At 65.7% G+C, this 22,056-nt stretch carries 21 protein-coding genes; 11 read left to right on the top strand and 10 right to left on the bottom strand.

Annotated features, from left to right (window positions below):
- Window positions 1–165: 165 nt before the first annotated feature.
- From HZF03_RS22910 to HZF03_RS22925, 4 genes are read left to right on the top strand one after another with little or no spacing between them, the layout of a single operon-like run.
- Complete coding sequence (locus tag HZF03_RS22910) at window positions 166–1,362, top strand: CaiB/BaiF CoA transferase family protein (RefSeq protein ID WP_119017778.1); 1,197 nt, start codon at window positions 166–168, stop codon at window positions 1,360–1,362.
- Window positions 1,363–1,369: 7 nt separating this feature from the next.
- Entirely contained in the window at window positions 1,370–1,858 is a 489-nt protein-coding gene (locus HZF03_RS22915; RefSeq protein WP_338111550.1) for a MaoC family dehydratase, read from the top strand.
- The gene (locus HZF03_RS22920; RefSeq protein ID WP_165858100.1) at window positions 1,858–2,706 is read left to right on the top strand and encodes an HpcH/HpaI aldolase/citrate lyase family protein; all 849 of its coding nucleotides are present in this window, start codon (window positions 1,858–1,860) and stop codon (window positions 2,704–2,706) included. The genes HZF03_RS22915 and HZF03_RS22920 overlap by 1 nt, the downstream gene beginning before the upstream one ends.
- A gap of 40 nt (window positions 2,707–2,746) precedes the next feature.
- On the top strand, window positions 2,747–3,478 hold the full coding sequence (locus HZF03_RS22925) for an IclR family transcriptional regulator (protein WP_119017780.1): 732 nt from the start codon (window positions 2,747–2,749) through the stop codon (window positions 3,476–3,478).
- A 125-nt stretch (window positions 3,479–3,603) separates the two neighbouring features.
- Here HZF03_RS22925 and HZF03_RS22930 read toward each other — a convergent pair whose 3' ends face one another.
- On the bottom strand, window positions 3,604–4,647 hold the full coding sequence (locus HZF03_RS22930; RefSeq protein ID WP_119017781.1) for a GMP reductase: 1,044 nt from the start codon (window positions 4,645–4,647) through the stop codon (window positions 3,604–3,606).
- An 87-nt stretch (window positions 4,648–4,734) separates the two neighbouring features.
- On the opposite strand from HZF03_RS22930, the gene HZF03_RS22935 reads away from it, so the two are divergent.
- Window positions 4,735–5,640, top strand: a complete 906-nt coding sequence (locus HZF03_RS22935) for a ketopantoate reductase family protein (RefSeq protein ID WP_119017782.1) — start codon at window positions 4,735–4,737, stop codon at window positions 5,638–5,640.
- A 1-nt stretch (window position 5,641) separates the two neighbouring features.
- Here HZF03_RS22935 and HZF03_RS22940 read toward each other — a convergent pair whose 3' ends face one another.
- Complete coding sequence (locus HZF03_RS22940) at window positions 5,642–6,391, bottom strand: thermonuclease family protein (protein ID WP_119017783.1); 750 nt, start codon at window positions 6,389–6,391, stop codon at window positions 5,642–5,644.
- A 127-nt stretch (window positions 6,392–6,518) separates the two neighbouring features.
- Here HZF03_RS22940 and HZF03_RS22945 point away from each other — a divergent pair, with 127 nt between their 5' ends.
- Both HZF03_RS22945 and HZF03_RS22950 read left to right on the top strand, forming a co-directional pair.
- Window positions 6,519–7,433: a PaaI family thioesterase gene (locus HZF03_RS22945; protein ID WP_119017784.1), complete on the top strand. Its 915-nt coding sequence runs from the start codon at window positions 6,519–6,521 to the stop codon at window positions 7,431–7,433.
- A 177-nt stretch (window positions 7,434–7,610) separates the two neighbouring features.
- Complete coding sequence (locus tag HZF03_RS22950; protein ID WP_119017785.1) at window positions 7,611–8,813, top strand: GGDEF domain-containing protein; 1,203 nt, start codon at window positions 7,611–7,613, stop codon at window positions 8,811–8,813.
- On the opposite strand, the gene HZF03_RS22955 is transcribed toward HZF03_RS22950, so the two are convergent.
- From HZF03_RS22955 to HZF03_RS22970, 4 genes are all read right to left on the bottom strand, one after another.
- On the bottom strand, window positions 8,814–10,010 hold the full coding sequence (locus HZF03_RS22955) for an acetate/propionate family kinase (protein WP_119017786.1): 1,197 nt from the start codon (window positions 10,008–10,010) through the stop codon (window positions 8,814–8,816). It abuts the gene before it with no gap.
- The gene (locus HZF03_RS22960; protein WP_011160099.1) at window positions 10,007–11,422 is read right to left on the bottom strand and encodes a bifunctional enoyl-CoA hydratase/phosphate acetyltransferase; all 1,416 of its coding nucleotides are present in this window, start codon (window positions 11,420–11,422) and stop codon (window positions 10,007–10,009) included. Before HZF03_RS22960 ends, HZF03_RS22955 begins: the two co-directional genes overlap by 4 nt.
- Window positions 11,423–11,444: 22 nt before the next feature.
- A complete protein-coding gene (gene fabI, locus HZF03_RS22965) occupies window positions 11,445–12,206 on the bottom strand; it encodes an enoyl-ACP reductase FabI (protein ID WP_011160100.1) in 762 nt (253 codons plus the stop codon).
- A gap of 82 nt (window positions 12,207–12,288) precedes the next feature.
- Window positions 12,289–13,158, bottom strand: coding sequence for an ADP-polyphosphate phosphotransferase (locus HZF03_RS22970; RefSeq protein ID WP_011160101.1), 870 nt, complete (start codon window positions 13,156–13,158; stop codon window positions 12,289–12,291).
- 381 nt (window positions 13,159–13,539) lie between these two features.
- Between HZF03_RS22970 and HZF03_RS22975 the strand changes: the two genes are divergently transcribed.
- A complete protein-coding gene (locus HZF03_RS22975) occupies window positions 13,540–14,922 on the top strand; it encodes a hypothetical protein (protein WP_012497727.1) in 1,383 nt (460 codons plus the stop codon).
- Between the two features lie 80 nt (window positions 14,923–15,002).
- On the opposite strand, the gene HZF03_RS22980 is transcribed toward HZF03_RS22975, so the two are convergent.
- The 4 genes from HZF03_RS22980 to HZF03_RS22995 form a co-directional block, all read right to left on the bottom strand.
- Window positions 15,003–15,407: a BA14K family protein gene (locus HZF03_RS22980; RefSeq protein ID WP_119017787.1), complete on the bottom strand. Its 405-nt coding sequence runs from the start codon at window positions 15,405–15,407 to the stop codon at window positions 15,003–15,005.
- Between the two features lie 229 nt (window positions 15,408–15,636).
- The gene (locus HZF03_RS22985) at window positions 15,637–17,199 is read right to left on the bottom strand and encodes a Do family serine endopeptidase (RefSeq protein WP_119017788.1); all 1,563 of its coding nucleotides are present in this window, start codon (window positions 17,197–17,199) and stop codon (window positions 15,637–15,639) included.
- A 243-nt stretch (window positions 17,200–17,442) separates the two neighbouring features.
- Window positions 17,443–17,931 carry a hypothetical protein gene (locus tag HZF03_RS22990; RefSeq protein ID WP_012497729.1) on the bottom strand — a complete coding sequence of 163 codons (489 nt, stop codon included), beginning with the start codon at window positions 17,929–17,931 and terminating at the stop codon, window positions 17,443–17,445.
- Window positions 17,932–18,039: 108 nt separating this feature from the next.
- Window positions 18,040–18,324: a hypothetical protein gene (locus tag HZF03_RS22995; RefSeq protein WP_011160106.1), complete on the bottom strand. Its 285-nt coding sequence runs from the start codon at window positions 18,322–18,324 to the stop codon at window positions 18,040–18,042.
- A gap of 157 nt (window positions 18,325–18,481) precedes the next feature.
- On the opposite strand from HZF03_RS22995, the gene HZF03_RS23000 reads away from it, so the two are divergent.
- Genes HZF03_RS23000 through HZF03_RS23010 form a run of 3 tightly spaced genes read left to right on the top strand, consistent with a single transcriptional unit; the run spans window position 18,482 to window position 22,026 of the window.
- Window positions 18,482–20,047: an ABC transporter ATP-binding protein gene (locus HZF03_RS23000; protein ID WP_119017789.1), complete on the top strand. Its 1,566-nt coding sequence runs from the start codon at window positions 18,482–18,484 to the stop codon at window positions 20,045–20,047.
- Window positions 20,031–21,122, top strand: coding sequence for an ABC transporter permease (locus HZF03_RS23005; RefSeq protein ID WP_119017790.1), 1,092 nt, complete (start codon window positions 20,031–20,033; stop codon window positions 21,120–21,122). The genes HZF03_RS23000 and HZF03_RS23005 overlap by 17 nt, the downstream gene beginning before the upstream one ends.
- Window positions 21,109–22,026 carry an ABC transporter permease gene (locus HZF03_RS23010; RefSeq protein ID WP_119017791.1) on the top strand — a complete coding sequence of 306 codons (918 nt, stop codon included), beginning with the start codon at window positions 21,109–21,111 and terminating at the stop codon, window positions 22,024–22,026. The genes HZF03_RS23005 and HZF03_RS23010 overlap by 14 nt, the downstream gene beginning before the upstream one ends.
- Window positions 22,027–22,056 lie beyond the last annotated feature (30 nt).

The following is a 22,056-nucleotide window of genomic DNA, read 5'->3' on the forward strand; positions in this document are numbered from 1 at the left end:
AACGCGGCTTGTGCCGCTTTGATGGAGGGATCGTACATACAGGTGAATTTTTTCGTCAATATGATGGACAACGCATGGAGCTATGCGCGGCACGGGCATCCAAATCGATTGACCGGGTTATTTTTTGAATTCTAGCTACACGAATGTGAATTGAAGGATCGCGCGTTGGGACCTCTGTCTGGCATCACGATACTCGACCTGACCTCGGTGCTGATGGGGCCGTACGCCACCCAGACGCTCGCCGACATGGGAGCCGACGTCGTCAAGGTCGAAAGCCCGGAGGGCGACATCGTCCGCCACATCGGTCCGGGCCGCACGCCCGGCATGGGGGGGATGTTCCTCAACACCAATCGCGGCAAGCGCAGCATCGTCATCGACCTCAAGCAGAACGACGGACGAGAGGCACTGCTTCGGCTCGCCGCACGGGCCAATGCGCTGATCTATAATGTCCGGCCGCAGGCGATGGCGCGGCTCGGCCTGAGCTACGAGCAGGTCGCTGCGGTCAATCCGGGCATCGTCTATCTCGGCGCGTTCGGCTATGGCCAGGACGGCCCCTACGCGGCCAAGCCGGCTTATGACGATCTGATCCAGGGCGCCGCCGGCGTGCCGACACTGCTCGCCGCGGCCGGCGACGGCACCCCACGCTACGTGCCGATCACCATTGCCGACCGCATCGTCGGGCTGATGGCGGTCAATGCCATGCTCGGCGCGCTGATGCATCAGCAGCGCACCGGCGAAGGCCAGCGCATCGACGTGCCGATGTTCGAATCGATGGCGTCGTTCGTCCTGGTCGATCATCTCGGCGGCCTGACCTACGAGCCGCCGCTCGACCATGGCGGCTATGCACGGCTGCTGTCGCGCTCCCGCAAGCCGTATCAAACCAGCGACGGCCATCTGTGCGTGCTCATCTACAACGACAAGCAATGGCGCAGCTTCTTCGAGGCGATCGACCGCACCGACTTCCTGGCCCAGCCGCGCTTCGCCAACCACGCGGCGCGCACCCGCCACATCGACGAAATCTACGAAGAGATCGGCGCAATCTTCCTGACCCGCACCACCGCAGAATGGCGCGAACTGCTGGAGCGTGCCGACATTCCGGTGATGCCGATGCACAGCATGGAGTCGATCCTCGACGACCCGCATCTGCGCGCGGTCGGCTTCTTCGAGACCGTCGAGCACCCGGTCGAAGGCCGTGTCCGCCAGATGAAGGTGCCGTCGACCTGGAGCGCGACGCAGCCGCAGCCAGGCGGCCCGGCACCGACGCTCGGCGGTAACGGCCGGGACATCCTCACCGAAGCGGGGTTTTCGTCCGCTGAGATCGAGCGCCTCGGCCACAGCAAGGCGGTGCACCTGCCCGACTGACACCGGCCTGCGGGCCCAATTGAATCAAAGGGAGACGACGATCATGGCGGGGATGTACTTCGAGGAATTCGAGGTCGGCCAGGAATTCCAGCATGCGCTGACGCGCACGGTCACCGAGATGGACAATACGATGTTCAGCCTGCTGACGCTGAACCCGCAGCCGCTGCACATCGATGCGCATTTCGCCGAGAAGACCGAGTTCGGCCAGCGCATTTTCAACAGCCTGTACACGCTAGGCATCATGATCGGCATGACCGTCTATGATACGACCCTCGGCACCACCGTCGCCAATCTCGGCATGACCGACGTGACCTTCCCCAAGCCCGTTTTCCATGGCGATACGCTGCGCGCGACCACCAAGGTGCTGTCCAAGCGAGAGTCGAAGTCGCGTCCGAACGCCGGCATCGTCGAGTTCGAACACCACGCGCTGAACCAGAACGACGAGATCGTCGGCAAGTGCCGGCGCACGGCGCTGATGCACAAGAGGCCGGCGTGATGCGCTCGATGCTATTCGTGCCGGGCGACAGCCCGCGCAAATTCGAGAAGGCGTCGCAGGGCGGCGCCGACGCACTGATCATCGATCTCGAAGATTCCGTCGTCACCGAGAAGAAGGACGATGCTCGCGGCCTGACCCGCACGATGCTGCAGGCGCCGCGCGGCCAACAGAAGCTCTACGTCCGCGTCAACGCGCTCGACACCGGGCGCACGCTCGGCGACCTCGCCGCCGTGATGCCGGCGCGGCCCGACGGCATCGTGCTGCCGAAATCGCGTAGCGGCGATGACGTGCGCAACGTCGCGCTGTGGCTCGACGCCTTCGAAGCCGCCGCGGGTATCGAGCTTGGGACAACCCGGATCGTCGTGGTCGCCACCGAGACCGCAGGCTCGATCTTCGGGCTCGGCAGCTACAAGGACTGCTCGCCGCGGCTCGCCGGATTGATGTGGGGCGCGGAGGATCTCGCCGCCTCGCTCGGCGCCACCGAGAACGGCTCGGGCGGCGTGTTTCACAGTCCGTACCGGCTCGCGCGCGACCTGTGCCTGATGGGCGCGGCGGCGGCAGACGTTACGGCGATCGACACCGTCTATACCGACATCGACAATCTTGCAGGCTTGCAAGCCGAGACACGCGCGGCGCGGCGCGACGGCTTCACCTGCAAGGCACTGATCCACCCCAAGCACGTCGATATCGTCAACGCCGCCTTCGCTCCGACCGAGGCCGAACGGAGCTGGGCCGAAAAGGTGATCGCGGCGTTCGCAGACAATCCCGACGCCGGCACGCTGCGACTCGACGGCAGAATGCTCGACAAGCCGCATCTGCGCGCCGCGCAGAAGATTCTCGGACTATGACAAGCGCGGGTGGCCGGGCCGGCCGCCCCGAGGGCTCCTGATGATCGTTCGCCAAGCCGCCAATGTTCTGGAGATCCTGGAATACTTCGCGCGCGTGAAGAAGCCGGCGACGCTGGCGGAAATCGCCGACCATTTCGGCTGGCCGCGCTCTTCGACCTTCAACCTGCTGACGACGCTGGCCGAGAAGGGCTATCTCTACGAACCGCGGCCGCGGGCCGGTTATTATCCGACGCCGCGCTGGCTGGTGCTGGCCCGTGAAGTCGCGGAAGTCGAGCCGCTGCCGGGCTGGACCCACGCGCTGATCGCCGCGCTGTCGACCGAGACCGGCGAAACGGTTGCGATCGCGGCTCCGGCCGGGGTGATGGCGGTATTCATCGACGTCGTCGAATCCGCCGCCGCGATCCGGTACTTCGCCAAGGTCGGCCACCGCGTGCCGATCCATGCCACGTCGAGCGGCCGCGCGCTGTTGCTGCAATACTCCAAGGACGAGCGTGACTCGCTATATCGCAAGATCGAGTTCAAGCAATACAACCACACCACCCCGATCAGCATCGAGGCGGTCGAGGCTGAACTGCGCAAGTCTGTCGAGCGCGGCTACTGCCAGAGCTTTGCCGACTACAGCCGCGACCTTGCAGGCGTTGCGGTGCCGCTGCCCGTCGGCGAGCGTCGGCTGTCGGTCGTAGTGGCCGGCCCGGAATATCGCATCGGCGATAAGACCGCGGCGATAGCCGTCACGCTGCAGCAGTTCGTCGAGCGGTTTCGCGCGGTGTAGACCTTCTGCGCCGCGGCCGACGAACTCCATCGTTGCGAGGAGCGAAGCGACGAAGCAATCCAGCTCGGTGCAGGAAGCTCCTGGATTGCGTCGCTCGCAAAGACCGGAGAGGCCCTTCTCACTGATCAGCGGTCGAACACCGTGTTGCGCTGCGCGTTGACCAGGATGAACGTGGTCCGCTTCGGAATTTCCTTCAGGTTCTCAGCGCCGATATAGGTCATCGCCGAGCGCAGGCCGCCGGCGATCTTTTCGACCGTGGCGTGCACCTCGCCGCGATACGGCACCTCGACGGTCTTGCCTTCCGCGGCGCGATAATCGGCGACGCCGCCGTGATACTTGTTCATCGCGGTCTCCGACGACATGCCGTAGAATACCATGCTGGTCGGGGTCTTCTGCCCATTCTGCTCGGCGTAGCGCAGTTCGCCGCCGCATTCGTCGTGGCCGGCCAGCATCCCGCCGAGCATCACGAAATCCGCGCCGCCGCCATAGGCCTTGGCGAGATCGCCGGGGACCACGCAGCCGCCGTCCGAACAGACGTGGCCCTTCAGCCCGTGCGCCGCATCGGCACATTCGATCACCGCCGAGAGCTGCGGATAGCCGACACCCGTGAGATCGCGCGTGGTACACACCGAGCCTGAGCCGATGCCGACGCGGACAATGTCCGCGCCGGCGATTACCAGCGCTTCGGTCATCTCGGCGGTCACCACCGTGCCGGCCATGATGATCGCGTCCGGGTTCTCGTCGCGCAGCCTGGCCACCGCACGCACGAAGGCTTCGGTGTAGCCGTTGGCGACGTCGATGTTCAGCATCGGCACCTTCACCTTGGCCTTCACCGCAGCGAGCCGCTCCCAATCGGCCGAACCGGTACCGACGGTGACGAACACGTTGGCGTCCTCGTCGCCGGCAAGATACTCGGCCAGCCGATCCGGATGATGGAACTTGTGCAAGGCGACCAGCGCGCCGAACGGTTTGAAGGCCTTCGCCATCTCCAGCGTGCCGATGGTGTCCATGTTCGAAGCGATCAGCGGAAAGCCGGTCCAGGCCCGGCTGGAATGGCGGAAGCGGAGGCTGCGCTTGATATTCGCCTCGAAACGCGACGACAGCACCGAACGCTTGGGCCGGATCAGCACGTCGCGAAAGTCGAGCTTCGGGTTCAAATCGATGTGCACGCACGCCACTCCCGGTTTCATCGGCCGAACGCCGACCTTAAGAAGGAAACATTGCGCATTGGTTGGCGCACGGGAAGGGAGAACAGGATGCAAGTGGCGGTGATGGGGGCCGGTGCGGTCGGATGCTATTTCGGCGGGCTGCTGGCGCTGGCTGGCCATGACGTCACGCTGATCGGGCGGCCGAACCATGTCGCCGCGATCGAAGCGAACGGTTTGCGGCTGGAGACCAAGACCGGCACACAGATGATCCCGCTGAAGGCCGCGAGCGATCCGAGCGCGATCACTCCGCCCGATCTGGTGCTGTTCTGCGTCAAATCCGCCGACACCGAAGCTGCGGGCCGCGCATTGCAGCCACGGCTGAAGCCGGACAGCGTCATCCTCAGCCTGCAGAATGGCGTCGATAACGCCTCCCGGCTGCAGGCCGCGATTGGCCATCCTGTGATCGCCTCGGTGGTGTATGTCGGCACTGAAATGGCCGGGCCGGGTCACGTCCGGCATCACGGTCGCGGCGAACTGCTGATCGGCGCCTCGACGCAGAGCGACGTGATCGCGGCCACGCTGACTTCGGCCAAGATCCCGACCACGGTCGCACCCGATATCGATCAGGCGTTGTGGTCGAAGCTGATCCTGAACTGCGCCTACAACGCGCTGTCGGCGGTCGCCGACCTGCCTTACGGCGCGCTGCTGGCGATCGACGGCACCGAGCAGGTGGTCCGCAACGTCATCGAGGAATGTATCGCGGTGGCGCGCGCCTGCGGCGTCAGTATCCCCGACGATGTCCTCACCAAGACGCTGGCGCTGCCCGGCGCGATGCCGAGCCAGAAATCGTCGACCGCCCAGGATCTGGCGCGCGGCAAGCCGAGCGAGATCGACTTCCTCAACGGCACCGTCGCGCGGCTTGGTGCCGCGCACGGTGTGCCGGCCCCGACCAATCTTGCATTGACCGTCATGGTCAAGCTGGTCGAGTCCCGCCGCGGCAGCGGCGCCTCGTGAGTTACGGCGTCAGCTTGATCCGGCAGTTGTAGGCCTTCCGGTAGCCAGCTGCGCGGGCATCGTCTTCCGAGCAGAACCAGCGGTTCGGCTTGGTCAGGCTGGCGTAACTCGGGCAGCCGCGCAGCTGATACACGCCGACATTGCCGGTGATGCGGGCGCGGCGTGCCAGCTTGCCCTTGATGGTGCAGCCCGGCAGCATCGCCGGCTGATCGGGAAACATCGCCTCGATCAGCTCGCTGTGTTTGTCCTCGCGGCAGGCGGCACCGCGCAACGGGGCGTCTTTGTCCCAACGCCGGAAATCGTTCGGCGCGACGAAGCAGCCCTGCCACAGCCCCTTGCGCTCGTCTTTGGCCTTGGTCTCATCGCCGGCAAAACGATCCTTGCCGCTGGCGGCGGCATTGAGGGCGAAGCCGTCCTGCACCAGCCGGCGGCTGAGGCTGTCGGCCTCGCCGGCAATCGCGCAGGTGCCGAGCCGGCGCCCCTTGAAGACCGGGTCCGGCCCGAGATCGCGGCAGGTGACGCTGCGGCCGCCGATCAGCTTGACCAGCGCTTCGCGGGCTTCGAGGCCGCAGGCCGATGGATCGGCGAACTGGTTGACGCAGCGCTGATCGAGCTCGGGCGCATCGACCCCTTCCAGCCGGAAGACCTTGTCACCGAGCTGCAGGGTGTCGCCGTCCTTCACCACCGCTTCCGCGGCCAAGGCCGGCGCTGCCAGCGACAGCCCCAGCACCATCACGATCAGTCGACGCATTCCCTAATCCTCGTCCCGTCTGCCGGCCGCTCCGGCCGGTCACAGTCATACCAGCCGTGCGCCGAAATGGTAGTCGTGCAGCACCGGACGGCTTTGCGGCTTCGCAAGCGCTTGCTAGAACCAATTCATGTCCGACCAATCGATCCCTGATCCGGTAATGTCGTTCGACGACAAAGCGCGGATGATTCAGAACCGCCGTTCGATCCACGGCGCCATCATCGGCCTGCAGCTCGACCGCTACGCACCCGCGGAAGCGTGGAGCAGCCTGCCCTATCACCCGGTATTCGTCGGCGACGTTTCGACCGGCGTGATCCATGGCGGGGTCGTCACCGCGATGCTCGACGAGAGCTGCGGCATGGCGGTGCAGCTCGCGCTGCCCGGCACCACCGCGATCGCCACGCTCGACCTGCGGATCGATTACTTGCGACCGGCGACACCCGGACAGGTGATGCGCGCGCACGCGCATTGCTATCACCTCACCCGTTCGATCGCGTTCGTCCGCGCGACTGCGTATCAGGACGCCGAGGACGTTCCGATCGCCACCGCCACCGCGATGTTCATGGTCGGCGCCAACCGCACCGATATGCTGCGGCAGACGCCGAAGGTGACGATGGACTCCGCGCCCGAGCTGGTTGCCCCCGAAGATCCGGACGGCGGACCGCTCGCGATCAGTCCCTATCCACGCTTCCTCGGCATCCGCGTCGATGGCGATGCCCAGGCGATGATGCCATACGCCCCCAAACTGGTCGGCAATCCGATCCTGCCGGCGCTGCATGGCGGCGTGATCGGGGCGTTCTTAGAGACCGCCGCGATCGTCAGCGTGCGCCGTGAGATCGGACTTGCTACGGCGCCGAAGCCGATCGGGCTCACCGTGAACTATCTGCGTTCGGGCCGGCCGCTCGACACCTTCGCCAAGGTCTCGATCGTCAAGCAGGGCCGCCGGGTGGTTGCGTTCGAAGCGCAGGCCTATCAGCGCGATCCGGCCGAGCCGATCGCGTCGTGCTACGGCCACTTCAAGCTGCGCTCCGGCCCGGCGGCGTAAACCGCAGCCATCCTTGCTCTAATTCGCCGCTGCCGTTCAGCGATTAAGCGGTGATTCACCACGCTCCGGCAGGCGAAACCGGTTTCACGCTGGATTCAGCATTGTGGGAATAGGTATCGCGCTGTCGCAACGGGCGCAGGTCTGACGCGGCACATTGCTGCGAGATCGACACCTCTGATGACCGCGAACAGCAAGATCGCGAACGCCGTCTACATCGAATTCGTTCGGTTGCTGTACACCGCGCGCTGGCCCATCGTTGTGGTGGGCTGTGCGATGCTGACCACCGGCCTCGCGGTCGCCTGGCAGACCCGCGACGTGGTGATGGCGGTGATCGGACTCACCGGCATGGCCGTGACGCTGGGACGGCTCGCGTTGTGTTTCGCGTTCGACCACGCGGTCGCAAAACACCCACTCGATGTCGAGACCGCGAAGCAATGGGAACGCCGTCTCGCTGTCGGCGTGATCTCGACCGGCGTCTGCGTCGGTGCCTTCGCGGTGCGTTGCTTCCTGCTGTCAGATCTGGCGGCGCATATGATTGCCGGCGGTCTGGTGTTCGGCTATTGCGCCGGCACCACCACGCGATTTTCGATCCGGCCATGGATCGTGCAGGCCTCGCTAGTGGTCTCAGTGACTCCGGCGGTCGCGGCGGCGCTGTGGAATTTCGACCTTCTGCACGTGGCTCAGGCGGTGTTGTTCCTGCTGTTCGCCTTGGGCGGCCTCGAACTGATCGACTACATCCACGCCACCACCGCCGAGCAACTCACGCTACGCGCCGAAGCAACCCGGCTCGCCCGTGCCGACGCGCTGACAAACCTGCCGAACCGGCGGCATCTGGTCGAACATTTCAACGAACTCGCCAAGCGCCTGGCCCGCCATGGCGAGAGCTTCGCAGTGATCAGCCTCGATCTCGATTTCTTCAAGGAGGCCAACGACCGGTTCGGCCACGCGGCCGGCGATGAGATCCTGCGCATCGTCGCCGGACGGATGACCGAGCTGCTGGCCGACGATGACCTCGCGGCGCGGATCGGCGGCGACGAATTCGTCGTCGTGCAGGCCAACGTCTCGGATGCGGCAGAAGCGGACGACCTCGGCCGCCGCATCGTCGCGGCGCTGTCGGAGCCTTATGCGATCGCCGGCGAAGCAGTGATGCTCGGCGCCAGCTTCGGCCGCGCGTGGGCGCCGGCCGATGGCGTCACGCTGGACGAGTTGCTGCACAAGGCCGATGAGGCGTTGTATGCGGTGAAACGCAATCGGCCCGGCCGGGTCCGCGAGGTCGCCTCCGGCGCTGATCATGTGCCGCTGGTGCCGGCGATCGACACCCTGCCGGAGCACGACCAGACGGCCCCGGCGATGCGACCGACTAACGCCGACGCCGGCTGATCAGCGCCCGCCGTCGGCAAGCCGCCAGACATGGCGAGCGATCATCAGATCTTCATCGGTCGGGATCGCCCAGGCCGACACCTTGCTGTCCGGCGCGCTGATCCGCCCCGCCCCCGACAGGCTCGCATTGGCATCCGGATCGAGCGTCACGCCGAGCCAGGCCGCCTGCTCACACACACGGCGCCGAATTTCCGAGGCATGCTCGCCGATGCCGCCGGTGAACACCAGTGCGTCGAGCCCGCCGAGCGCGGCGGCGAGCGAGCCGAGCTCGCGGGCGATCCGATAGACGAACAATTCGATCGCCTCGCAGGCGTGCGGATCGTCGCTCGCCAGCAGCGTGCGCATGTCGTCGCTGATGCCGGAGACGCCGAGCAGGCCGGACTCGCGATACAGCAGATCTTCGATCTCGCGCGGCGTCATGCTCTTCTCTTCGAGCAGATACAGCACCACACCCGGATCGAGCTCACCGCAACGGCTGCCCATCATCAGGCCGTCGAGCGCGGTGAAACCCATCGTGGTGGCGATGCTGCGGCATCTCAGCATCGCACACATGCTGGCGCCGGCGCCGAGATGCGCCACCACCACCCGACCATCGGCGACCGCCTGTCCGGCGACGTCCGGCAGCCGGCCCGCAATGTACTCGTAGGAAAGCCCGTGAAAGCCGTAGCGGCGGACGCCCTGTTCGGTCAGCTCGCGCGGCAACGCGAAGGCGGTGGCGACCTCAGGGAGACGATGATGGAACGCTGTATCGAAACACGCGATCTGGGTCAGCGACGGATGCAACTTGGCCAGCGCCTCGATCGCCGACACGTTGTGCGGCTGGTGCAACGGCGCCAGCCTATCGAAGGCGCGAAGCTGGGCGATCACTTCAGGCGTCACGTCCACCGGTCCGTCGAACAGCGCGCCGCCATGAACTACGCGATGGCCGACCGCACTCAGCCGGTGCTCGGGAAACGTCGTTTCGATCCAGCCGATCAGCACCGCCATCGCGTCGTCGTGGCTGGTGCCTTCCGGCAGGTAGGTATCGTAACGCGTCGAGCCGTCGCTGTTCACCACCTTGAAATGCGGCCGGTGACCAAGGCTGCCGATGCCGCCTTCGCAGATCAGATGATCGGCAGTCGGTTCGGTGTGCGCTTCATACAGCGCAAATTTGATACTCGAAGACCCCGCATTGAGGACCAGCAGTACGTCGCTCATGCGGCACCTCCGGAAACGCGCGGCGGCGCCGCGGTGTTGTGGCGAGCGAGCAGCAGTGCGATCGCGCAAGACCCGAGCCGCGCCAGCGTCTTGTCGGCGCGGCTGGTCAGGATGATCGGCACCCGCGCGCCGAGCACGATCCCGGCAACGCGGGCATGTGCCAGATATTCGAGCTGCTTGGCGAGCATGTTGCCGGCCTCGAGGTCCGGCACCACGAAGATGTCGGCACGCCCCGCCACCTGCGAAACGATACCCTTGGTCTTGGCAGCCTCTTCCGACACCGCGTTGTCGAAGGCGAGAGGCCCGTCGAGGATGCCACCTTTGATCTGGCCGCGCTCGGCCATCTTGCACAATGCGGCGGCATCGAGCGTCGAGCGGATGCTCTCGGTGACGGTTTCGACCGCCGACAGGATCGCCACCCGCGGCTCGGCGATCCCCAGCGCATGCGCCAGATCGATCGCGTTCTGGATGATGTCGCGCTTGTCAGCGAGCGTCGGGTAGATGTTGATCGCCGCGTCAGTGACCAGCAGCGCGCGGGGATAGTCCGGTGCGTCAATCGCATAGACGTGGCTGATACGACGCGCGGTACGGAGACCGCGGGTACGATCGACCACCGCGTGCATCAGCTCGTCGGTGTGCAGCGCGCCTTTCATCACCGCCTCGACCTCGCCGGCCCGCGCCATCGCCACCCCGGCTTCGGCAGCGGCCGCGCTGTGCTCGACCGCAACGATCTCGTAGCCGGCAAGATCCACCGCGGCCTGGGCGGCGGCGGCGCGGATCTTGGCTTCCGGTCCGACCAGGACCGGCACGATCAGCCCCTCACGCGCCGCCTCGACAGCGCCGAGCAGCGAGGCGGAATCCACCGGGTGCACCACCGCGGTGCGGATCGGCTGCAGCCCGCGCGTCATTTCGATCAGCCGCTCGTAGCGCTGCGCGGTGCGATTGAGATCAATTTCCGGCAGCAGCACCCGCGGCCGCGAGATCTTCTCGACCGGCGCGATCACTTCGGCGAGGCCGGTGATCACCTCTTCGCCGCGCTGATTGGTAGCGCGGCAATCCAGCAGCAGGCGTTTCTTGGCCGCGTTCTTCTCTTTGACCGTGACCGTGACGGTCACGGTGTCGCCGAGCAGCACGGGCCTTGCGAACCTCAGCGATTGATCGAGATAGATCGTGCCGGGTCCGGGCAATTGCGTGCCGAGAAGAGTCGAGATCAGCGCCCCGCCCCACATGCCGTGCGCCACCACCTGATGGAACATGTCGCTCTTGGCGAACGCCGCGTCGACATGCATCGGGTTGACGTCGCCGGACATCACCGCGAACACCTCGATGTCGCGATAGGTCAGCGTGCGAACCAGACTGGCGGTGTCACCGACCTCGATCTCATCGAAGGTACGGTTTTGGATCTGCTCCATCATTCTCTCCAGCCCGATCCGATCAGCCGATCACATGATAACCGGCGTCGATGTACTCGATATTGCCGGTTAGCGACCGCGCGCTGTCACCGACCAGAAAAGCGGCGACCGCGCCAACATCCTCGATGCTGACGAGCTGATGCGCCGGCAGCCGGGCGCGGGTGCGCTCCAGGAGTTCGTCGAACCGCGCGATGCCCGACGCGGCGCGCGTCATCAGTGGCCCCGGGGACAGCGCATGAACGCGGATCTTTTTCGGCGCCAGTTCGGCCGCGATGTAGCGCACCGAGCTTTCCAGCGCCGCCTTCACCGGACCCATCAGGTTGTAGTCTTCGACCACTTTCTCCGAGCCGTAGAACGACACGGTGAGCAGGCAGCCGCCGTCCGGCATCAGCGGCTCGGCGAGCTTGGCCATGCGGATGAACGAATGACACGACACGTCCATCGCCATCGCAAAGCCGGCCTGCGAGCAATCGACCACGCGGCCGTGGAGATCTTCCTTCGGCGCGAACGCGATCGAATGCAGCAGGAAATCGAGCCGGCCCCATTGCTGGGATATCCGTTCGAACACGGCTTCGAGCTGGCCAGGCTCGCGCACGTCGCACGGCACCACGATCGGACAGCCGAGCTGTTCGGCGAGCGGGACAACGTGAGGCGCGGCCTTGTCGTTGAGATAGGTGACGGCGAGTTCGGCGCCGGCGTCGCGAAACGCGCGCGCGCAACCGAATGCGATGCTCTGATCGTTGGCAATGCCGACGACCAGACCCTTCTTACCCTGCAAGTTCATTTGTTCTCCGTAACCTCAGCACCGTGTCATCACCATGACAGGTGCATTCGACCAACCGCCGGGCGCGGCTGGACGCCGCCCTTCACTTCAACAATTGCTGGCGCATCTGTAATAGCTCTTTGCGCCGGGCGGGCGTGGTCTCCGGATAGCTCATTTTGAGCGATTCCATCGTCTCGGCGATCACCTGCGAGACGATCAGTCGCGCATTCTCCTTGTCATCCGCCGGAACGGCGTACCACGGAGAGTCCTCACTGGAGGTTTCGCTGAGGCACTTCTCGTAAGCATCCATATAGTCGTCCCAGTACTGACGCTCTTCGAGATCGGCAGCACTGAACTTCCAGTTCTTCTCCGGCTCGTCGATCCGCGCCAGGAAGCGCTTGCGCTGTTCGTCCTTCGACAGGTGGAGGAAAAATTTGACAATCCGGGTACCGTTGGCGTGCAGATGCTGCTCCAGATTGCGGATCGAACGATAGCGTTTGTGCCAAAACGATTTGCCGAAATTCTCGCCGTTCGGCACCGCCTCGCTCTGAAGGATGTCCGGGTGAACCCGGACAATCAGCACTTCCTCGTAGTAGGACCGGTTGAAGACGCCGATCCGGCCACGCTCGGGGAGATCCCGGGTGGTCCGCCACAGAAAGTCGTGCTGCAGCTCGGTGGCGCTGGGGTGCTTGAAGCTGAACACCTGGCAGCCCTGCGGATTGATCCCCGACAGCACATGCCGGATCACCCCATCCTTGCCGGCGGCGTCCATCGCCTGAAAGATCAGCAGCACGGCGTGGCGGTTACTGGCGTAGAGCAACTGCTGCAGATCGCTCAGCCGTTCGACCTGGGTGCGGAGCAATTCATGGTAATGCTCTTTGGATTCATAGAACGGATCGACCTTGGTGGGCCATTTGCCGAGGTCGACTTTCTCGCCTTCCCCGACCCGGAACTGCTTGGTCTTGATCTTCATTCCCGTCCTTTCGACGTCCTGAACACGGGCTCCGGCCGGCCCGCCGCCCCGGCGGTCTTCCCGTTCAGGGGAATTATAACCATCTCGGCGGCGTCGCCACCACCGCCCGATGGCCAATGAACTCAGTCAGGCTTCGTTCATCAAAGGCGCCCTATGGTTGCAGCCGCTCGGGCATGGGCACCGCAGGGTGCACACCCGACATAAAGCGACCTCATTTGTACTTCATCTGCGCCCGGCCTGAGGGCTTATCTGGCGGCCTGAAGCGCTTGTGTAGTCAACGGAAATCACTATGGTGCGGGCCGCCGCGGACGGCCTCGGTTGCCGAATTGAGCCGGCACCCGTCGCTTCCGACGGTCCACAGCGCTGATAAGAGCGGTCGAGATGGAGACTTCTATTCCCGGTAAGGTTCTCGCCGCGCAAGCGCGCCGGAGCAACGCGGCGCGGATCGCGCTGTTTGTACTGCCACTGCTAATGCTGGCCCCGGCGATCTGGAACGGCTATCCGCTGCTCCAATACGACACCGGCGGCTACCTCGCTCGCTGGTACGAGGGTTACCTCGTCATCAACCGCGCGACCTCCTACGGCATCTACCTGCATCTTGGTGAGCAGACCCAGTTCTGGCTCAACCTCGGCTTTCAGGCCATCGTCTCACTGTGGCTGATCCAGCTGACGCTGCGGGTATTCGGTATCACGAAACCGTTCGGGCTCGCCGCGATCGGCGTGGGATTGATCGCCACCACGGCGCTGCCGTGGATCACCAGCATGCTGCTGACCGATATCTTCGCCGGTCTGTCGGTGCTGTCGCTGTTCCTGCTGATCGCCTATCGCGACCAGACCTCGGTGGTCGAAAAGATTCTGCTGTTCGCCTTCACGGCGTTCGCCGCCTCGACCCACAGCGCCACCATGATCGTGCTCACCGGCGTGTGCGGCGCTGGCTGGCTGCTGCTGCCCTGGCTGCGCGGCCGGGTTACCGCGTCCGGCCTGACCCTGGCCAGCTCGGCCCTGGTGATCGGCGCGCTGCTGGTGCTCAGCTGCAACTACGCGCTGTCGGGCAAGTTCACCTGGACCCCGGGCGGCTCCGGCGTCGCGTTCGGCCGGATGCTGCAGGATGGCATCGTCAAGCGCTACCTCGACGACAACTGCCCCCGCCAACAGCTCAAGCTGTGCCCCTACAAGGACGAGCTGCCGCCGACCGGCGACGACTTCCTGTGGGGCGGCAACAACATGTTCGACAAGCTCGGCCGCTTCGAAGGCATGAGCGACGAGATGGAATTCATCTCCAAGCAGGCCGTGACCGCCTATCCGTGGATGCAGTTCAAGGCCGCCACCAAGGCGACCTGGGATCAGCTGGTGCATGTCGCCACCGGCGAAGGCACCAACGGCTGGCTGCCGCACACCTACGGCATCATCGAGCGCTATCTGCCCGAGCAGAGCAAGGCGATGCGGGCCGCCAAGCAGCAGCATTGGGATATCAATTTCGACGCTGTGAACATGGTCCACGTGCCGGTGGCGCTGGGATCGATGGTGCTGATGCTGGTGATCCTCGGCTCGGCGCTGTGGCGGCACCGCCTCGACGACGTGACGCTGCTGGCCGGCACGGTGACGCTGGCGCTGCTCGGCAACGCGCTGATCTGCGGCATCATTTCCGGCCCGCACGACCGCTATGGCTCACGGATCGTCTGGATCGCGACCTTCACCGCCATGATCGCGGGGATCAAATACTTCATCGACGATCGCAATTCGGCTGACGACGGCGCCGATTAGCGGCGCCATCAAATAGTCGCTACGAACAAAAGCCGCGCGGAGCGATCCGCGCGGCTTTGTCGTTTCAGATCGCCTAACCGTTATGGGCAGGCGTGACGCCGGCCATCGTAGCCGAGATACGTGCCCGAGGCCGGGTCATACGAGCGGAAACGCTGCGAGCAGTACGCGTCGGCGTCGACCGCGCCGGCTTGCGCCTGGCTGTTGGCGATCGCGCCGCCGATGATCGCACCGGCCGCGAGGCCGCCGATCGCCGGGCCCCAGCCATAGCCACCGTGCCGATAGTAACCGCCGCCGCGGTGGCCATGCCAACCGCCACCGCCATGCCAGCCGTGATGATGATGGCGCCACTGCACCTGCTGTGTAGTTACCGGTGCCGGCTGGGCGGCAGCGCCCACCATCAACGGAGCGGCCGACGCCGGAACGGACGCCACGGCAATCGAGCCCAGCACTAGCGCGGCCGCGGGAAGGATACGCGTTGTCATCATTGAAACTCTCCTTGTTCTGAGAACTGATCGACCACGTTTGCGACCCAGCAACGGCCGGCAGACGGTCTGCCGAGACAACGGTCGGTACCAACGCCCGTTCCGTCGGCGGGGGTGCGGCGGAGTGCGCGGTACCGCATCGTACGGTTCACTCACCGATGACCCTCTCAAACGAACAAGGGACGGCGCGAAGCCGTCCCTTGCCGGAACTCACCAGATGGAGCCGTTCAGCTCAGCCCTTCGCGATCGGCACGGCGACGAAGCGTGCCGCCGAATCCGCCGTCTTCACCCGCATCAGCACGGTCTTCTTGCCGTCCTTGCCGGCCTGTGTGAGCGCGTTGCGGACGTCACCGGTATTGGTCACCGCCTTGCCGCCGACGTCGAGGATGATGTCGCCGGTGCGCAGGCCCTTGTCGGCGGCCGGCCCGTCCGGATCGACGCCGGTAACGACCACCCCGTTCTTGCCGGCACCGTCGACGTCGCTGGCCGGCGCCACGCGCAGGCCGAGATACGGACGGGTAGCGTCACGATCGCCGCTGCTGTCGGCGACCTTCTGATGATCACCGGGCATTTCGGCAAGCGTCAGATCCATCGTCTTGGACTGGCCGTTGTGCAGCACGTCAAGCTTCACCGAGGAGCCCGGCGCCAGCGTGCTGATGGTGCGGGCGAGCGCGCGGGAGTCCTTGACCTCCTTGCCGTCGACCGCCGTGATCACGTCGCCGGCCTTGATGCCCGCCTTCGCGGCCGGGCTGCCGTCCTGCGGACTGTCGACCAGAGCGCCGCGCGCCTGCTTCATGCCGAGACTGTCGGCGATCTCCGCCGTGACCGGCTGCACCTGCACGCCGAGCCAGCCGCGGGTGACGTAGCCCTTGTCCTTGAGCTGCGACACCACCAGCTTCGCGGTCGCCGCCGGGATATCGAAGCCGATGCCGACCGAGCCGCCCGATGGCGAATAGATCGCGGTGTTGACGCCGATCACATTGCCATTGGTGTCGAACGCCGGACCGCCGGAATTGCCCTTGTTGATCGGCGCGTCGATCTGCACGTAGTCGTCATAGGGGCCCGAACCGATGTCACGGCCGCGCGCCGAGACGATGCCCGCCGTCACCGTGCCGCCGAGGCCGAACGGATTGCCGACAGCGATCACCCAATCGCCGACGCGCGCCGGCGCATCGGCGAAATTGACGTGCGGAAAATCGGTTTTGCCGTCGACCTTGATCAGCGCCAGATCGGTCTTGTCGTCGGTGCCGACGACCTTGGCGGTGTAGATAGTGCCGTCGTCGGTCGTCACCTGCACCGACTTGGCGTGATCGACCACGTGATTATTGGTGACCGCGTAGCCGTCGGCGGTGATGAAGAAGCCGGAGCCTTCGCCGGTGATCATCTGGTGCCGCTTCGGCATGCCTTCAGGACCGCGGAAGCCGAACTGACGCTCGAACTGCTGGAACGGTGCAAGGCCCCGCGGCATCTGCATCTGATCGCCGTCACCATCGTCACGCACCAGCGGCGTGGTCTGGCGATCGTCGTCGATCTTGACCCGCACCGAAATCACTGCCGGCTTGACCTTGTCGACCAGATCGCCGAACCCGGCGGGCGCCGGCTTGCCGTTTTCAGCCGCATAGGCCGGCGACGTCAGCGACGGCATCTCGCGGGTGAGAAATCCGGCGCCGCCGAGCGCCACCACCATGCTCAAGCCGGCAGCGGAAGCCAACAGCGAGAGACGCCGCGGCCTCAACACCTTGCGGATGTGAGCCTCGGTTTGAGCTGATACGTGGTCGAAATGGTCGCCTTCCATGACATGGTCTCCATCTGGTCGATCGTGAGCGTGAAACGATGAGACTGAATATAGGAGAGCGACCTTACGGCGAGCTGTGCCTGATATTAATCTTCGGCAAGATGCTATCACGCGCACGCGAGCACAGACTGGAAAGCTTGCGCGGAGAGATGCAGAGGAAAAGGCGATTACTTACTATTCTGTAAGATAGATCAAATGCGCGAGTGGCGGCGTATGCGCTGGCACACGCCGTCTTAGGCTCGCTTAGCGGCGCTTCATCGAGACCGAGATCTGCCGCACGTCATTGCCTTGCGGCACGATCGTGACCGACTGCGACGTGCCGCGGGTCACGACCGACAACGAGGCGTTGAAGCCCGGTCCTCCCACCTGCGCCGAGAGGCTGCCGCCACGCATCGTGCCCGACACATTGCCGGTAACGTTGCGGGTCGCCTCGCCCCAGGTACCGGAGATGCGGCCGCCGGATTCTTCGACGTTGCTCGAGATGTCGAACTTGTAGCTGTCGCTGGCACAGGTCAGCTTCTGCTGCATCAGACGGCCGCCGCCGCCGACCGCATACGACGCCTGGCAGCGAATCCGCTCGGCCGAGCCGTCCGACATCTGCACGCGTCCATTACCCGCCCAGTAGCCGGCCAGGCCGTCGAAAGCGCCCGCAGCGACGCCCGCAGTCGGTGCGAGCAGCAGCGCACCAGCGAAGCCGGCGGCGAGGACGGGAGCGGCGAAACGAAAGGTCATGAGGGCCTCCGGAGGGCGAACGACAGCAAGCGGCGCGGAACCCCGCCGCGCGGGTCTTGCACAACGATCCTGCCGGCTTTCGGTTTCATCGGCCTGCCGGCCGCGGCTCTAACCGAGCAACAGCGCAATCAACGTGCCGACGACCACGCCGGCGCAGGCACCGGACAGGACGAAAACCGAGCCCCACAACAGAAAATAGCCGACCACCGCACCGAGCGTCTTGTCGAGGTGATCGCCGTACATCCAGAACGACGCCGCACAGCCTGCGAGGACGATCGCCGCGACCGCGACTCTGAGCCACAGCGCCTGGCGCGATGCACGTGCGACGAACCAAGCCCCCCACCCGACGACGGCGGCGAGCAGCACCCAGGCAATGATCAAACGGACGGCCATGATGGTTTCCAGGGTATAGAGGACGACCTAAGCCGTGGAGTCGACGAACGGATGACGGATCGCCGCCGCGGCGGATTTCAATTACATTATCGGCGCGCGGGCGTCCTTGCCCGGTCGTGGACCTTACGGAATTACCCTGCCGCCGATGTGATGGTGAATGGCTCCCCCTTCTGATTCCGATCCGCGCGAGCCGTCGCCGCCGCTGTTTCAGGGGCGCGGGCTGACCAAGCGATTCGGAAGCTTTGTCGCCAATCAAGCGATCGATCTCGACATCGCCGGCGGCGAGGTCCACGCGTTGCTCGGTGAGAACGGCGCCGGCAAGTCGACGCTGGTGAAGCTGATCACCGGGCTGCTGCAGCCGGACGACGGCCGGATGATCTGGCGCGGGACGCCGATCGCGTTCGCGGGCCCGGCGGAAGCGCGAGCTTACGGCATCGCCGCGGTGTCGCAGCACTTCGCCCTGTTCGACAATCTCACCGTGGTCGAGAATGTCGCGCTTGGGCTCGATCGCCGCATCTCGGTCGGCAGGCTGGCGACGGAGCTGGAGCAGATCTCGCAGCGCTACGGCCTGCCGCTCGATCCCAAGCGCGAGGTATGGCGACTGTCGGTCGGCGAGCGGCAGCGCATCGAGATCGTCCGCGCGCTGCTGCAAAACCCGCAGCTTTTGATCCTCGACGAGCCCACCGCCGTGCTGACACCCGCGGAAGCCGATAGGCTGTTCGACGTGCTGGAACGGCTGAAGGCCGATGGCCGCGCGCTGCTGTACATCTCTCACAAGCTCGACGAGGTGAAGCGCCTCGCCGGCGTCGCCACCATCCTGCGCGCCGGCCGCGTCGTCGGCAGCTGCGACCCACGCCAGGAAAGCGCCGCCTCGATGGCCCGGATGATGGTCGGCAGCGACGTGACGGCGCCGAAGCAGTCCAGCCATTCGATCGGCGGCCCGTTGCTGAGCGTCAGCGGTCTGACGCAGCGTCCTGACGATCCGCATGGCGTGACGCTGCGCGACATCGCGCTGGAGGTGCGCAGCGGCGAGATCGTGGGTATCGCAGGCGTTGCCGGCAACGGCCAGGACGAGCTGTTCGCGGCGCTGTCCGGCGAGACGCAGGTCGCGCAATCGGACGTGATCCATATTGCCGGCGAGGCCGCCGGAAGCCTCTCGATCAACCAGCGGCGCCGGCTCGGCGCCGCTTTCGTGCCAGAACAACGGCTCGGCCACGCCACCGTGCCGACGATGAGCTTGTCTGACAACGCGCTGCTGACCGGACACGCGACCGGCGCGCTGGTGAAGTTCGGCCTGGTCAACCGCGGCGCTGCGCTGGCGCTGGTCGATCGGGTCAGCGAGGCCTTCGACGTACGCAAAGCCAGCCGAGATCCGGAGGCGGCGCGGCTGTCCGGCGGCAATCTCCAGAAATTCATCGTCGGACGCGAGATCCTGCGGCAGCCCCGTCTGCTGATCGTCGATCAGCCGAGTTGGGGGCTGGATGCCGGCGCCGCCAGCGCGATCCGCCAAGCACTGCTCGATCTCGCCGCAAGCGGCGCGGCAGTGCTGGTGATCAGCCAGGACCTCGATGAGCTGATCGAGATCGCCGATCGCATCGCGGTGATGTTTCACGGAAGGCTATCGCCGCCACGCCCCGTCAGCGAGATCGGCCGCGATCAGCTCGGGCTGTTGATGGGCGGCAGCGGCTGGCCGACGGAGGTGCGCGATGTCGCTGGTGCTTGAGAGGCGCAGCGAACGATCGGTGGCGCTCGCGCTTGCCTCGCCGCTGCTGGCGATCGCACTGACGCTGGCGACCATGACGATCGTGTTTGCCGCGCTCGGCCAGAATCCGGCCGCAGCGCTGGCAGTGTACTTCATCACGCCGCTGACCGACGGCTATTCGCTGCAAGAGATCGCGGTGAAGGCCTCGCCGCTGGTGATGATCGCGGTCGGATTGGCGCTGTGCTATCGCGCCAATGCCTGGAACATCGGCGCCGAAGGCCAATTGCTGATCGGCGCGATCGCCGGCAGCGGCTTGGCGGTGATGATGCACGGGACCAATCCCGGACCGTGGCTGCTGCCGGTGATGCTACTGGCGGGAGCGCTGGCCGGTGCCGCCTATGCGCTGATCCCGGCGCTGTGCAAGGTGAAGTTCGGCGCCTCCGAAATCCTGATCAGCCTGATGCTGGTCTATGTCGCGGGCCTGCTGCTCGACTATCTGGTGCGCGGGCCGTGGCGAGATCCCGCCGGATTCAACTTCCCGACGACCGCCGAGTTCGACTCCGCCGCGACGCTGCCGCTACTGATCGCCGGCAGCCGCGTCCATGCCGGTCTGATCCTGACGCTGATCGCCGTTGCCGCGGCAACCGTGTTGCTCGGCCGCACGCTGAAGGGATTCGAAATCCGCGTGGTCGGCACCGCCCCGCGCGCGGCGCGGTTTGCCGGCTTCAATGCCGACCGCCTGGTGCTGACGACGTTCGCGATCTCCGGCGCCCTGGCCGGCCTTGCCGGCATCATCGAAGTCGCCGGCCCGATCGGGCATCTGCAGCCGGACATCTCGCCGGGCTACGGCTTCACCGCGATCATCGTGGCGTTTCTCGGCCGGCTCAATCCGCTCGGCATTCTCGCCAGCGGACTGTTCCTGGCACTGACATTCATCGGCGGTGAGCAGGCGCAGATCGCCCTCAAACTACCGCAGGACATGACCGGCGTGATCCAGGGCATCCTGCTGTTCTACGTGCTCGCCTGCGACTCGCTGATCCTGTACCGCATCCGCTGGCGCAGCCCGCAACGAAAGGCGTTGCATGGGCCTCATTGAAGCAATCCTGCTGTCGATCGTCACCGCCTCGACGCCGCTGCTGCTGGCGGCGAGCGGTGAGCTGATTGCCGAGCGCGCCGGCGTTCTCAACCTCGGTGTCGAAGGCATGATGCTGATCGGCGCGGTGTGCGGCTTCGCCGGTGCCTGGGCGACCGGCTCGACCGCGATCGGCGCGCTGTGCGGAATCGCAGCCGGCGTCGCGCTTTCGGCGATGTTTGCGCTGGCTACGATCGGGCTTGCGATCAATCAGGTCGCGGCCGGCCTGGCGCTGACGATCCTCGGCACCGGCCTCGCCGGCCTGATCGGCGCGCCGTTCGTCGGCGAGAACATCATTGCCGCACCGCATCTGTGGCTGCCATGGCTCACGGACGTGCCGCTGATCGGCAAGCTGCTGTTCGGCCAGGATGCGCTCGTGTATCTGGCGATCGGGCTGATCGCCGCGATCGCCTACGTGCTCGCCCGCACCCGCACGGGATTGATCCTGCGCGCGGTCGGCGACGATCCAGCCTCGGCGCATGCGCTGGGCTACAATGTCGCGGCGATCCGGACGCTGGCGGTGCTGTTCGGTGGCGGCTGTGCGGGGCTCGCCGGCGCCTATCTGACGCTGGCCTATACGCCGTTCTACGCGCCCGGCATGACGGCGGGTCGCGGCTGGATCGCGTTGGCGCTGGTGGTGTTTGCCTCGTGGCGGCCGGGCCGGCTGGTGGCCGGTGCCATCCTGTTCGGCGCCGTCTCGATCCTGCAACTGCACGCCCAGGCGATCGGCCTCGGCGTGCCATCTCAACTTATGTCGGCGCTGCCCTATCTTGCCACGGTGCTGGTGTTGGTGCTGATCTCGCGCGTCCGCCGGGGCGGGTCGGTGGCGCCGGCGGCGCTCGGAACCGCCTTCGTGCCGGAGCGCTAGAGACGAGATCCGGGAGCCGCGCGCGGCGGG

Source organism: Rhodopseudomonas palustris, from assembly GCF_013415845.1.
Classification (GTDB): Bacteria; Pseudomonadota; Alphaproteobacteria; order Rhizobiales; family Xanthobacteraceae; genus Rhodopseudomonas; species Rhodopseudomonas palustris_F.